The organism is Mesorhizobium sp. STM 4661, assembly GCF_000359125.1.
Classification (GTDB): domain Bacteria; phylum Pseudomonadota; class Alphaproteobacteria; order Rhizobiales; family Rhizobiaceae; genus Mesorhizobium.
Genome location: NZ_CAAF010000068.1, coordinates 1 through 13,797, shown reverse-complemented (window position 1 = coordinate 13,797; position 13,797 = coordinate 1). Strand labels below are relative to the sequence as shown.

The following is a 13,797-nucleotide window of genomic DNA, read 5'->3' as shown; positions in this document are numbered from 1 at the left end:
CGGTGGCGCTGGGGTTCGGCGCGAAATACGCGCGTTGAACCAGCCTCTTCAGCCGTTCGGCGTTTCCGGCGACAGATGCGCGCGCTGGCGCGGCACGCCGAGGCCGGTGTCAGGCGGTTCGCCGGCGGCCGGCCTGTCCTCGATCATGTGCATGCTGCGCCAGCGGCCGAAGCGGTAATAGGCGGCGGCGAGCAGGAGCGAGGCGATCGAGCCGGCCGGAAAGCTCCACCACAGCGCTTCCTCGCCGATCAGGCTGCGGAAGAAATAGGCAAAGCCGGTGCGCACGATCAGCACCGAGATCACCAGGATGATCAGCGGCGGCATCACAGCACCCGTGGCGCGCACGGTGGCGAAGAGCACGATCGTCACGCCGAACAGGATAAACGACCAGGAGGCGACATTGTTGATGTGGGCGGCGATGTCGATGGCCGCGCTGTCGCTGCTGAGGAACAGGCCGAGCACCGGGCGGTCGAAGACGAACAGCAACGCGACCAGCGCGCCGGTCAGCACGAGGTTGAAGCCGACGCCGGACATGGCGATGCGGCCGATCCGGTCCCAGCGGCCGGCGCCGACATTCTGCGCCGCCATCGAGGAGACCGCGGCGCCGATCGCCAGCGCCGGCATCTGGATATAGGTCCAGAGCTGGGCCGCGATGCCGTAGGCGGCCGCGACCTGCGAGCCGTAGGAGTTGACCATGCCCATCACCGTCAGCGCAGCGACCGAGATGACGATCATCTGCAGGCCCATCGGCACGCCCTTGAAGACGACGATGCGTAGCAGCGCCGGATCCGGCCGCAGCAGAGCGAGGTTGGCGCCGGCCAGCCGCAACGGGTGCTTGCGGGCATAGAGCACGATGAGGATGGCAATGACGCTCACCGTCTGGCCGATCAGCGTCGAGGTCGCCGATCCGGCGATGCCGAGCTCGGGGAACGGGCCGATGCCGCGGATGAGCAGCGGGTTCAAGACGATGTCGAGCACGACGGCCAGCGCCATGAAGACAAACGGCGTGCGCGAATCGCCGGCGCCGCGCAGCACCGTCATGACGAAGGAGAGCAGGTTCATCATCGGCACGGCGAGGAAGATGATGCGCAAATAGGAGCGGGCCAGCGGCAAGGCATCGGCCGGCGTGCTGAGCGCGTTAAGGATGGAGTCGACCCAGATCCAGCCGCAGACCGCGAACACCACCGAGACGGCAAAGAAGATGGTGGCGCTGGTGCCGACGATGCGCCGGGCCTCGGGCAGGTCGCGGGCACCGACCGATTGGGCGACCAGGATGGTGGCCGCCATGCCGATGCCGAACACCGTGCCGAGGATGAGGAACAGCACGAGATTGGCGTTGGAAGTCGCCGCCAGCGCCGCCTCGCCGAGGAAGCGGCCGACCCAGACGGCATTGATCGAACCGTTGAGCGATTGCAGCACGTTGGAGCCGAGCACCGGCAGCGCGAAGAGCAGAAGCGTGCTTGGGATAGGGCCACTGGTCAGGTCGCCGGTGCGACGGCGCGCGGGCATCTTCTCGTCCATGGCGGGCAGCTCGGCGAAGGGCTCAACTGAATCAGGCCCGCGATGATATCGCAGGCCTGATTCCCATGCACCTTTTTCCAGGCAGGCGCGGGTGCACCCGCCCGGATGGCTGGGCTAGTTCGCGACGAGGCTGTTTGCCGAAAGGCCGGGGAGCGTCACCTGATAGACCAGGAACATGGTGTCGACATCGGCGCCGTCTTCGGCCTTGTAAGGCGCGCCGACCTGGAAACCGTCCTGGGTCATGAAGTCGTTGTCATTGGCGACGAACAGGAAATAGTCGTCGGGCAGCTTGGGGTCGAGCACGCTGACCAGCGACATCGCTTCCCACTTCTCGGAGAGATTGTCGTGGTCGTTCGGCGCGCCATTGTGCAGGCCGAAGCGGCCGAGCTCGGCCTTGTCGTTCATGTCGATGAACGGCGTCAGCTTGGCCGGCGTCACCGACGGGTCGAGCACGCCCTTGGGCGCCACCGGCTTGTCGGCGGCATCGAAGGCGCCGCCGGCGATGTCGGTCGCGGCCGAAACATCGACGACGAAGATCTGGCGCACAAGCGAGGCGTCGCCCTTCAAGCCCTGGCCATTGCCGCTGTCGCGCGCCAGCATCAGGAAGGTCTTGTCGGACAGCGCCAGGATCTCGCTCTGCGCCGCCACCTTGGTCTTGTCCTTGGCATCCTTGAACACCGGCAGCGGCACGACATATTCATGCACCAGCTTGAGGTGGGCGGGGTCAGAGGCATCGTAGACCAGCGCGCGGGTGTTCTGGCGCGTCGCCGGCGAGTCGCCGCCATCCTGCCGCGGCGCCGATTGCAGCACCGCGATCAGGAACTTGCCGTCGGGCGTCATCGCCATGCCTTCGAGGCCCTGGTTGTTCTGGCGGCCGGTTTCGGGATCCTTCGGATCGGGTTCGGCCGCACCGGGGCCTGGGTTGTCCGAGGCAAAATTCGGCTTGCCACGGCGCATCGGCACCAGGGCCGCCGGCGGCTGCGTGGCCGACATCAGACGGCCATCGGCCGAGAAGCGATAGATGTTCGGGCCATACTCGTCGGAGATGAACATGGTGCCGTCGGGCAGCCGCGCGATCGCTTCGTTGTCGAGCGCCAGCTTGCCATTGTCGGCCTGCGGCAGCATCGGCATGTCGCCAACTGCGGCGCGGACGCCGTTGAGCGGGTCGAGGCCGGTGGCATCGGCATTCTTGTCGTCGGTCAAGAGCATGGTGTCGGCGAGCGTCGCCTTGACGCCCGACTGTTCCTGTCCGGCGGCGGGTGCTGCGCCGGGTGCTACCGGCGCAAGCTCGATGGCGATGGTGTTGAGGCGCGGCCGATAGTCAGTGGTGCCGACGACGTTGTAGCCGCGATCCGGCAGCAGCCAGAGCGAACCCTTGTAGCCGGTCGCGTCATGCGTCCAGCCCTTGGCGTCGATCGACATGCCGGAACCGGAGCCGAAGGTCTCGCCGAACTTGTCCTTCCGGCTGGCTGGAATGCGGCCGACGCCGACCAATCCCTTGTTGACGTAGGCGGTGCCGTCGGCGAGCGCCGGCGTCAAGAGCGCTGGGGTGAGGGCGGTGAACAAAGCGAGCGCGACACCGAGCGAGGCGGTTCGATACAGATTTTTCATGGATATCCCCTTTGTGACGAAGCGTGCCGGAGCGGGGCGCAACCCTAGGGGGCGTCGCATCGATGATGCCGCCTGCGCCTTTCCGCCAAGCGGTCTAGGGCTCAAACATGATACTTGCGTGACAAGGCGGGCCGCTCTCTGCAGCCGGAACCATTTTCCATTCTGGCCCGTTGCAGCGAAGCTATGGCGCCGCTTTTGGACGATCAGGGCAGGGAATCGGGAGGATGAACAAATGAGTTTCGACCAGTATCACGAACCGCCGGAGGAATTGTCGCAGAAGGTGCGGACCTTTGCCCGCATGGTCACCTCGTTGATCGAGGAGGCGGAGGCGATAAGCTGGTATGAACAGCGTATGTCGGTGGAAAAGGACGCCCAGGCCCGCGCCATCATGAAAAATGCGCAAGGCGAGGAGTTCAAGCATTTCGGCATGAATCTCGAATTCCTCCTGCGTCAAAAGGACGACTGGCGGGCTGAACTCAAGGAGATCCTGTTCACAACGGGTGACATAGTGAAACGCGGCGAGGCAGGCGAGAAGAAGGTGGATTGAGGTCGCCAAGGTCTGACGCGCCGCGTTGCAATAGAAGAACAGTGTTCGCTTCCACAAACGAATTCGCAACTAAGCCGGCTCTGTTCCGTCAGGATCAATCACTGTCGCGCGCGATCAGCTCCAGCGGCCAGACTTCGCGGATGGTTCGCGGGCCTTCCTCCCCGGCGTAGGCAGGGATGGAGGCCAGCAGCATTTCGGCGAGCCGCCGCCCCATCGGCTCCAGGGGAGGGCGGAAGCCGGTCAGCGCCGGCGAGAAGTAGCGGCAGAGCGGCGTATCGACGATGACGATCACCGCCATGTCGTGTCCCGGCTTGATGCCCATCTCGGCCAGCGCCTTGCAGCCGCCGAGCGCCATCGCGTCGTTGTTGAAGATGATCGCGGTCGGCGGGTCCTTGGAATTCATCACCCCAGGGGTGACTTCGTAGCCGCCGGCCTCGTTGATGAAGCCGGACGCGATCAGTTCGGGATCGACCTCGATGCCATGGCGCCGCAGGGCCTTGCGATAGCCGGCGAGGAACAGATAGCCGAAATTGAGGTCGAGCGATGGACGGATGGCGGCGATGCGGCGATGGCCACGCGCCACCAGCCGGTCGACCGCCTCGGCCCCGGCCTTTTCGAAATCGAGGTCGAGCGAAGGATAGGACTTGCCGCCGGAGCGGCTGCGGCCGAGCGTCGCGAAGGGGAAGCCGACCCTGGTCAGATAATCGATGCGCTCGTCCTCGCGCCGCGTCCAGGCCAGCACCACGGCGTCGGCCCGGCGCGTCTCGACGACACGGCGCAGGCGTTCCTGCTGATAGTCGCCCGGCGCGCCCATGACGACGATAAGGTCGAGCCCGCTTTCGGCGAGTTTCGCCTGCAGCCCGGTCAGGAACGGAATGAAGAAGGGCTCGCCATATTGCTGGTCGCCGGGATGCGGCTGCAGCATGAAGGCAATCGAATGGGTCGAGCCGCGCCGCAAGCTGCGGCCGGACTGGTTCGGCGAATAGTTCAGCTTTGCCGCCGCATCGAGCACGCGCTGGCGCGTGTCGGCATTGACGTCGGCGCGGCCGTTGAGTGCGCGCGACACGGTGCCGATCGAAATGTTCAGGTGACGCGCAAGGTCGTGAATGCTGGACGCCAAAGGACGGTTCTCCCCCTTTCTTGGCTAGCACCGGCAGCCGCACAGGCCAAGGATAAAGACGATTTTTGCGAGCCGCCAATTGACATTCTATCCCATCGGGTGTGTTGTCGTAAACGTTTACGGAAAAACGTTTACGGTGATGCCGTGAATGCCGTGACTTCGGTCTGGAGGGACCGAACGGGAGGAGTTGGATGATGGATGTCGTCCTGGTCGGCTGCGGCGCCATGAGCAAGCACTGGCTCGATGCCGCGAGGCAGATCGACGGACTCAGGATTGCCGGTCTTGTCGATCTCGACGCCGAGCGGGCGAAGGCAAGGGCGCGCGAATACGAACTCTCCGGCGCGGTCATCGGAACCAGCCTCGACGCGGTGCTCGACCTGACCAAACCGCAAGCGGTGTTCGATGTCGTGGTTCCTGCCGCCCGGCGCGATGTCGCGCTTTCGGCCTTTGCGCATCACTGTCATCTCCTGACCGAGAAGCCGCTGGCCGACAGCCCGGACAATGCGCGCGCCATCGTCGAGGCGGCGCGCAGCGCAGGGCGCGTCCACGCCGTCGTGCAGAACCGCCGCTATGTCGCCAATGTCAGGCGCATCAGGCGCTTTCTCGACTCCGGCGCCATCGGGGCGCCAACCAGCATCCATGCCGACTTCTTCGTCGCCCCGCATTTCGGCGGCTTTCGCGAGGAGATGGCCCATGTCCTGCTGCTCGACATGGCGATCCATACGTTCGACGCTGCCCGCTACATGGTCGGCGGCGAGCCGGTGAGCGTCTATTGCCAGGAGTGGGAACCGGCCAATTCCTGGTACCGGCAGGGGTCGTCGGCAAGTGCTGTCTTCGATCTCGGCGGCGGCAGACTGTTCACCTATGCCGGCTCCTGGTGCGCGACCGGCTTCCGCACCAGCTGGGAAGGCATCTGGCGCATCGTCGCCGAGCGCGGCAGCCTGCTTTGGGATGGACATGACGATCTGAAGGCAGAGGTCGTGTTGTCGGTCCGTGACGGCTTGTTCGACAAAACCGAGGCGGTCGACGTGCCGCCGCTCGATCCGGCTGATCGCGCCGACGGCCATCTCGGTATTATCAGGGATTTCATGCACGCCGTCGAAACCGGGACCGAACCGGAGACGCGCGGCACCGACAATATCAAGAGTCTGGCCATGGTCTTCGGCGCCATCGAGAGCGCCGAGACAGGGCGCCGCGTGGCGATCGCAGGGTAATGACAATGATGCCAAATCCGCTTCTCGACATCAGGATCGGCACCATGGTGCGGGCCAATCTCGACGACCCGGCCGCTTATATCAAGGCGATACTGCCGCTCGGCTTCGAGAGTATCCAGCCCTTCTTCTGGCAGACGTTGGGCGGCAAGGATCTGCCAAGGCTCGCCGGCCAGATCCGCGACGCCATCGGCGATGCCGACGTCATCGTTTCGTCGCTCGGCGTGTTCGGCAATCCGCTGGAGAGCGGCGATGTCGATCAGGGCGTGCTCAAGGCGTGGGAGACCGTCATCGACAATGCGCATCTGTTTGGCGCTTCCACGGTCAGCGGGTTCACCGGCCGCATCCGCGGAAAGCCGCTGCCCGACAGCCTGCCGCGCTTCCGCGAGGTCTGGGGGAAGCTGGCCAAACGCGCCGCCGACAAGGGCGTGCGCATCGCCTTCGAGAATTGCGCCATGGACGGCAACTGGGCCAGCGGCGACTGGAACATCGCCCACAATCCCGACGCCTGGGAATTGATGTTCAACGAATTGCCGGATGACAATCTCGGTCTGGAATGGGAGCCCTGCCATCAGCTCGTCTATCTCATCGACCCGATGCCGCAGATCCGCAAATGGGCGCCGCGCATCTTCCATGTCCATGGCAAGGACGCGACGGTGCGCTGGGACGTGATCCGCGAGCATGGCGTGTTCGGCCGGCTGCCGTTCGTGCAGATGCGCACGCCGGGCTTCGGCGACAGCGACTGGACGCGGGTGATCAGCGAATTGCGGCTCGCCGGTTACAAGGGTGCCATCGACATCGAGGGCTGGCACGACCCGGTCTATCGCGGCGACCTCGAGATTACGGGCCAGGCGCGGGCGCTGGATTATCTCAAGCAATGCCGGGGAGGTGCCAGCTACCTGCCAAATCCGGTTTGAGGATGGGCCGGCGGGAGGAGCCGGTCAGTGAAGCATTACGGCGATAAGCCGAAGCATTCGTCGAAACCCCTCGGCTTGCGAGGGAACAATGGGAGGATAAGTGCATGAGCATCGCGATGAGAACGACAGTTCTGCGCTCGACCGTCGTGGCCGCCGCCACGGCGCTCGCTGCCGCAATCTCCACCTTGCCGGCGCAGGCGCTCGACGCCCAATGGTGCAAGGATGTCCGTATCCGCTTCTTCGTCGGCGGCGCTGAGGGCGACGCCTTCGGCACCATCGTCTACAATGGCGCCAAGCAGGCGGCGGCCGACCTTGGGCCCAAGGTCGACTACATCTTTTCCCAGTGGGACGTTGAAAAGATGGTGCAGCAATTGCGCGAAGCCGTCGCCGTGAAGCCCAACGGCATCGCCATGATGGGTCATCCGGGCGACGCTTCGATCATGCCGCTGGCCGAACAGGCGCACAAGGACGGCATCAAGATGATGTACCAGAACGTGCCGGTGCCGAAGGTGGTGGCGGCGTTCGGCGGCGGCTATGTCGGCGCCCAGCAGGAACAGCAGGGTCGCGCGCTCGGCGCCGAAGCCTTCAAGCTCGGCAAGCTCAAGGCCGGCGACAAGGCGATCATGATCGGGCCGTTCGAGAACGAGGCTCGCGGCGCGCGCGAGCGTGGCACGGTCGCCGCGCTCAAGGAGGCCGGCGTCGAGGTCATCCAGCTCTCCTCGCCGCCGAGCGGCGAATGGGCGTCCGATCCCAATCTGGCCATTCCGGTAATCACCGCGGCGCTGCTCAACAATCCCGACGTCAAGGCGGTCGGCTATCCCGGCGGACAGATGCTGGGCAACGTCCCGACTTACATGCAGGCGGCGGGCAGAAAGGCGGGCGACATCTTCAATTTCGGCTTCGACACCAGCCCGCAGATCGTCGAGGCGTTCAAGGGCGGCTGGGTGCAGCTGACCGCCGACCAGCAGCCCTTCCTGCAGGGCTATCTGCCGATCCTCAGCCTTTGCCAGCAGGTGGTGCTCGGTCTGGCGCCGATGAATGTCGACACCGGCGCCGGATTCGTCACGCCGCAGAACTACGAGATCGTCTCCGAGCTCGCCAAGCAGGCGCTGCGCTGACCTCCCAAGCCGCCGGCCGGGATTTAGCCCGGCCGGCGGGGCCGCTGGCGAGAACGCCGGCACGAAAATCAAAGCGAGGATCGCCATGGCCGAACGCATCATCGAACTGCGCGACATCAGCAAGTCCTACGGTCAGGTCTATGCGCTGGGCGGGGTCAATCTCAGTGTCGACCGTGGCGAGGTGGTCGGCCTGATCGGCGACAATGGCGCCGGCAAGTCGACGCTGATCAAGATCCTGTCCGGCGTGGTCAAGCCGACCAGCGGCGAGATCCTGGTCCGTGGCAAGCCGGTGACCGGATGGAGTGCGGCACGCTCGCGCGACGCCGGCATCGAAACGGTGTTCCAGGACCGGGCGCTCGCCGTGCAGCAGACGATCGTGCGCAACATCTTCATGGGCCGCGAGCTCACCGGCTTTATGGGCTGGCTGAAGGTCAACAAGGAGATCGAGGAGGCGAGCCGGCTGATGCGCGAGATCGGCTTCACCTCGAAAGTGTTCACGCCGCAGTCAATCGTCGGCCAGCTCTCGGGCGGCGAGCGCCAGGGCGTGGCGATCGCGCGCGCCATCTACAAGAAGGCGGAGCTGATCGTCCTCGACGAGCCGACGACGGCGCTGTCGCTGACCGAAACCGCCAAGGTGTTCCATTTCGTGCGCCAGGTGCGGGCCAGCGGACGCTCGATCCTGTTCATCGGCCACAACATCCACCACGTTTTCGACATCGCCGACCGCTTCGTCGTGCTCGACCGCGGCAAGGTAGCGCTCACCGCTGACCGCAGCGAGGTCAAGTCGGCCGAAGACCTGATCAACTTCATGGAAGACGTGGCGCATCCCGGTGGCTTGCCCGGATTGCACGAGGCCGGCGAAATGGAGCAGCGAGCGCGATGAGCAAGACCATGGAACCCGACCTGCAGAGCTCCCTCGGCGGCACGCCTGGCGAAACCGCCGGGAAAGAGTGGCGACACCCGTCCGACAATTGGCTGCGCGGCTTCATCCTCGACAACCGCGCTTCACTCGGCACGCTTGGCGTGTTCATCGTCATGATGGCGGTGTTCATGATCGCCAACCCGGTCGTGTTCACCACCTGGTATCTCTACAGCTCTGTGCTGACCACGCTGCCGGTGGCGCTGTTCGTGGTGGTGCCGCTGGTCTTCGTCGTCACCTGCGGCGAGATCGACCTGTCGTTTCCGGCGACGATGGGTTTTGCCTCATGGGTGTTCGCGCTGGTCGTACAGGCCGGCTACGACCCGTTCCTCGGTATCGCCGCCGCCATCGCCACGGGCACGCTGCTCGGCTTCCTCGTGGGGTCGCTGGTCGTCTATGGCGGGCTGTCGTCGCTGATCGCCACGCTCGGCATGAATTTCCTGCTGCGCGGCCTGATCCAGATCATCAACGAGGGCAAGTCGACCGCGCTGACCAGCCTCGCCGACAGTTGGGCCTACAAGATCTTCTCCAGCCAGCTCTACGGCATTCCGGTGCAGATCTTCTGGGCCATCGCCTTCGTCGTGCTGTCGGCGCTGCTCTACAACAGGCATCGCTTCGGCGCGCAGGTGAGGGTGGTTGGCGACAATCCCGACAGCGCCCAGCAGATGGGCATCGACGTCAAGCGGGTGCGGGTGAAAGTGTTCGTCTTCGTCGGCATCGGGGCGGCGATCGCCGGCACGTTCTCGGTGATGATCAACTTCACCTGGTGGCCGACGGCCGGCGACGGCTATCTGCTGCCGGTGCTGGCATCGGTGTTCGTCGGCGGCACGCCGACCTGGGGCGGCATCGGCACCGTAGTCGGCGGCGCCATCGGCGCCGTCACCGTCTCATTCATCCAGACCGGCGTGGTGGCGGCTGGCCTGAGCGGCTTCTACGTCCAGTTCTTCAACGGGCTGATCATCATCCTGTCGCTGCTGGGGCATAAGTGGAACCAGGCGCGGTATCGGTGAACGGGGCTGCCACCCTTAGCCGAGCTTCGAACGGAGACCTTGTGGCCACAGTCTGGAAGGCGTCACAGCCCCGAATGCGGGCGCGATCAGCTGGTACGAACTGCGCATGTCGGTGGAGAAAGGACCCTGGGCCCGCGCAATCGTTAAGAGCGCGCAGTCCGAGGAGCTTAAGTATATCTGTATGGACCTTGAGTTCCTGCTGCGTAGGAAGAAGGACTGGCGGGTAGGATCGGAGGAAATCCTGTTTGCCGCGAGCGATATCGTTGTGGCCGGCGAGAGGGGCGGAAGAACGTAGACTACCCCCGGATTTCCCGGCGATAACTACAAGGGTTTTGACAGAGTTTAGATAACCTCCTAGGTTCACACACGGAATCTAATTGGGGGGTCTTTAATAACATGGTCAAGAAGAAAATCCAAATCAGGTCTCCTAGAAAAATCCACGAGCGGTTTTTGTCTATGGGGTACTTTCCTCCGGAACTACCTCGTTGCTTTTACAGTACGAATTTTGGCTTGCATCGACAGCATCTCCTGACAAATTTTACCAGTATACCTCCGCTTAAAAATGGTGACCCTGCCTATTACTCCTATAAGACAAATAGAACTGACATCTACTTTCCAAGATTTGGTTTTGAGCATCGAAAGCATTCTATAGTCAATCCTGTCAATTATTTCTTTCTGTCTTTTACGATTTCTGATAAATGGATGGAAATAAAGAAAAAAATAAATGAAAGTAAGTACAGTTCCTCGAAGCCAATATTTGACCCTTCTGATGAGAGAGCTGTTCTACGACCAAATTTCGATTCTCGCGATCGCTTTGAGATGCACATCGGTGCAATAGAGAATTACGTCTTAAAGACAGATGTGAGCAGGTTCTTTCACTCGATATATACTCATTCAATTTCATGGGCGGCGCATGGTAAGGACTATGCCAAAAAGAACCGAAGCTACAACGATTTTGGAAACTTGCTAGATCTTTTAGTGAGAAACTCCCAAGACGGGCAAACAATAGGCCTTCCAGTTGGTCCTGACACGTCTAGAGTTATTTCGGAACTGATCGGCTCGGCTCTTGATGTTGAAATCAGAAAAAGCCTTCCACGAGGAGTGGAAGCAATTCGCTTCGTTGATGACTACATCGTAGGCGTTCCGACTCGCGAAGTTGGAGAAAGATATGCATCTCTGGTTAGGAAGATACTCACTGAATTTGAACTGGATATTAATCATCGAAAGACGGGCGTGTATCCATCTGGCCTTTCGCATCTGAATGGCTGGAAAGAAGAAGTGAGATCATTGGCGCCGATCGTACCCTTTCAGGACGGGCAATTGGAGAGGTTCTTTTACGGTATAGAGTCTATCGCAAAGCGCGACAGCGACAAAAACGTTTACCTGTTCGCGCTTAGCAGGCTTCGTTTCTCTTTCTTGCGAGATCAAGACTGGCGAGCGATAGAGGATCACATTCTTCCGATTGCACGGTTGGATCCATCTCTAATCGCGCCGGTTTGTGATATTGTAATAACAAGAAATACGATAAAGCCAATCACCGACTGCGGTCGGTTGGAGAAATTTGCTACGTCTTTGGTAAAGAATCTTGTTTCTTTGCGCAATTACGGAGAACTTACCTGGATTTTGCATATGTGTATAAGACTTAAGATTAAAATAAGCTCTAGGATACTTAGGCCGCTGTTTGACGAGGAGAATCCTTTTATTGCGATATTGATATGTGATTTGGATGACAAGGGTCTAGTGAAGGGATCCCTCAAGAGAAGCCACTGGAACACATTTCTAAATGAGGATGGCCTTCACTCCCACATGTGGCTCTACGCTTATGAAGCGACTCTAAAGGGGTTCACGAAGAAGAAAAATACAAATTTTTTAAAGAATCACAAATATTTTAAGTACATTTTTGAAAAAGAAATCGAGTTCTATAGGTCCTCTGGACAATCCCTATCGCTTCGCGAGTTAATGTTGAAGGCGTCTTTTAATTGGCAGGTGCGGCGGAGCACGCTTAATTTTGGAGAAGATCTTGATATGGATGCAGATCTTGATTTTGAAGAAGAGGATTTGGAGGACGCTACGACTGAGGACTATGTATAAGGCACGATCTCACACCGCCGCGACAAACCCGTCCAGCACGCGTTTCTGGCCGGCCTTGTCGAAGTCGATGGTCAGCTTGTTGCCTTCGATGGCGGCAATATTGCCGTTACCGAATTTCTGGTGGAAGACGCGGTCGCCGACATTGAAGGCCGATGGCGTGTCGGCGACGGATTTGGCGACCAGTTCGCCGTCGATGGTGCGGCCCTTGACCGAGGTGCGGCCGGCGCCATAGCCGGAGTCGGTCTCGCCATAGCCGATGCGCTCGACCTGATGGCCGGAGCGCGAGCCCCAGTTGCGGTCGGTCGCTTCGGTGCGGTTGGCTTGAGCGCGCTGCCAGCCGGGCGTCGCGTAGGTGTTGGAGAAGCTTCCCGATTTCTCTTCGCCGACATTGTCGAAGCGCGAGGCGCCATAGGGGTTCTGGCGACCGCCACGGCCCGAGGCGAACGAGCCGCCACCATAGGAATTGCCGTAGCCGCCATAGGAGTTGCCGCTTTCGGCGACATCGACATGGGCTTCCGGCAGTTCTTCGAGGAAGCGCGAGGGAATGGTCGATTGCCATAGACCGTGGATGCGGCGGTTGGAAACGAACCAGAGGTGCAGGTTCTTCTTGGCGCGGGTCAGCCCGACATAGGCTAGGCGGCGCTCCTCCTCCAGCCCGGAGCGGCCGCCTTCGTCCAGTGCGCGCTGATGCGGGAACAGGCCCTCCTCCCAGCCGGGCAGGAAAACGGTCTCGAATTCGAGGCCCTTGGCCGAATGCAGCGTCATGATGTTGACGGCGTCGAGCTCGGCGTTCTGCTCGGCGTCCATCACCAGGGCGACATGTTCTAGGAAGGAGCGCAGCGATTCATACTCCTCCATGGAGCGGATCAGTTCCTTCAAATTCTCCAGCCGTCCCGGCGCTTCGACCGAGCGGTCGTTCTTCCACATGTCGGTGTAGCCGCTCTCCTCGAGAATGGTCTCGGCGAGCTCGGTGTGCGGCGTGGTTTCCAGCGCCTTCTGCCAGCGCTCGAAATTGGCCGCGACCTCGCGCAGTGCGGCGCGCGGCTTCGGCTTCAGCTCGTCGCTTTCGGCGAGCTTGGCGGCGGCCTCCAGCATCGGAATGCGGAGCGCGCGCGCCGTATCGTGGATCTGGCGGATGGTGGCTTCGCCAAGCCCGCGCTTCGGCACGTTGACGATGCGCTCGAAAGCGAGGTCGTCGGCGCCTTGCGCGACGACGCGGAAGAAGGCCAGCGCGTCGCGGATTTCCATGCGCTCGTAGAAGCGCGGACCGCCGATGACGCGGTAATTGAGGCCGAGGGTAACGAAACGATCCTCGAATTCGCGCATCTGAAAGGACGCGCGCACGAGAATGGCCATGTCGTTCAGATTATGCCGATTTCCTTGTTTATCTGGGCGCTGGTAGGCCTCGATGGTCTCGCCGACGGCGCGCGCCTCTTCTTCCGAATCCCAGGCGGCATGGACATGCACCTTCTCGTCGTCCTCGGCGATTTTTTCGGTGAACAGCGTCTTGCCGAAGCGGCCCTCATTGTGGGCGATCAGATGGGACGCAGTGCCAAGGATGTGCGCGGTGGAGCGGTAGTTGCGCTCCAGCCTTATGATGGTGGCGCCGGGGAAATCCTTGTCGAAGCGCAGGATGTTGTCGACCTCGGCGCCACGCCAGCCATAGATGGACTGGTCGTCGTCGCCGACGCAGCAAATATTTACGGTGGCACGGGTCTCGGCCGAAGAGCGC

General features: G+C 61.8%; 11 protein-coding genes. 7 read left to right on the top strand and 4 right to left on the bottom strand.

Features of this window, described 5'->3' with window-relative positions; translation table 11 throughout:
- Window positions 1-48 precede the first annotated feature (48 nt).
- Both MESS4_RS22915 and MESS4_RS22910 read right to left on the bottom strand, forming a co-directional pair.
- Entirely contained in the window at window positions 49-1,521 is a 1,473-nt protein-coding gene (locus MESS4_RS22915; protein WP_006336108.1) for an MATE family efflux transporter, read from the bottom strand.
- A 114-nt stretch (window positions 1,522-1,635) separates the two neighbouring features.
- Entirely contained in the window at window positions 1,636-3,132 is a 1,497-nt protein-coding gene (locus MESS4_RS22910) for an esterase-like activity of phytase family protein (protein ID WP_006336107.1), read from the bottom strand.
- A gap of 232 nt (window positions 3,133-3,364) precedes the next feature.
- Between MESS4_RS22910 and MESS4_RS22905 the strand changes: the two genes are divergently transcribed.
- Window positions 3,365-3,679, top strand: a complete 315-nt coding sequence (locus MESS4_RS22905) for a hypothetical protein (protein WP_006336106.1) — start codon at window positions 3,365-3,367, stop codon at window positions 3,677-3,679.
- A 94-nt stretch (window positions 3,680-3,773) separates the two neighbouring features.
- Here the strand turns inward: MESS4_RS22905 and MESS4_RS22900 are convergent, their stop codons facing one another.
- Window positions 3,774-4,799, bottom strand: a complete 1,026-nt coding sequence (locus MESS4_RS22900; protein ID WP_006336099.1) for a LacI family DNA-binding transcriptional regulator — start codon at window positions 4,797-4,799, stop codon at window positions 3,774-3,776.
- A gap of 191 nt (window positions 4,800-4,990) precedes the next feature.
- On the opposite strand from MESS4_RS22900, the gene MESS4_RS22895 reads away from it, so the two are divergent.
- From MESS4_RS22895 to MESS4_RS32580, 6 genes are all read left to right on the top strand, one after another.
- Window positions 4,991-6,013, top strand: coding sequence for a Gfo/Idh/MocA family oxidoreductase (locus tag MESS4_RS22895; protein WP_036241913.1), 1,023 nt, complete (start codon window positions 4,991-4,993; stop codon window positions 6,011-6,013).
- Between the two features lie 5 nt (window positions 6,014-6,018).
- Complete coding sequence (locus MESS4_RS22890) at window positions 6,019-6,927, top strand: sugar phosphate isomerase/epimerase (RefSeq protein ID WP_006336091.1); 909 nt, start codon at window positions 6,019-6,021, stop codon at window positions 6,925-6,927.
- Window positions 6,928-7,031: 104 nt separating this feature from the next.
- Window positions 7,032-8,045 carry a substrate-binding domain-containing protein gene (locus tag MESS4_RS22885; RefSeq protein WP_006336089.1) on the top strand — a complete coding sequence of 338 codons (1,014 nt, stop codon included), beginning with the start codon at window positions 7,032-7,034 and terminating at the stop codon, window positions 8,043-8,045.
- Window positions 8,046-8,130: 85 nt separating this feature from the next.
- Window positions 8,131-8,928 carry an ATP-binding cassette domain-containing protein gene (locus MESS4_RS22880; RefSeq protein WP_006336087.1) on the top strand — a complete coding sequence of 266 codons (798 nt, stop codon included), beginning with the start codon at window positions 8,131-8,133 and terminating at the stop codon, window positions 8,926-8,928.
- Window positions 8,925-9,974: an ABC transporter permease gene (locus tag MESS4_RS22875; RefSeq protein ID WP_006336085.1), complete on the top strand. Its 1,050-nt coding sequence runs from the start codon at window positions 8,925-8,927 to the stop codon at window positions 9,972-9,974. Before MESS4_RS22880 ends, MESS4_RS22875 begins: the two co-directional genes overlap by 4 nt.
- Before the next feature lie 702 nt (window positions 9,975-10,676).
- Complete coding sequence (locus MESS4_RS32580) at window positions 10,677-12,065, top strand: RNA-directed DNA polymerase (RefSeq protein WP_157385646.1); 1,389 nt, start codon at window positions 10,677-10,679, stop codon at window positions 12,063-12,065.
- Between the two features lie 9 nt (window positions 12,066-12,074).
- Here MESS4_RS32580 and MESS4_RS22860 read toward each other — a convergent pair.
- The coding region (locus MESS4_RS22860) for a 3'-5' exonuclease (RefSeq protein ID WP_036241911.1) at window positions 12,075-13,797 on the bottom strand (1,723 nt) is incomplete at its 5' end.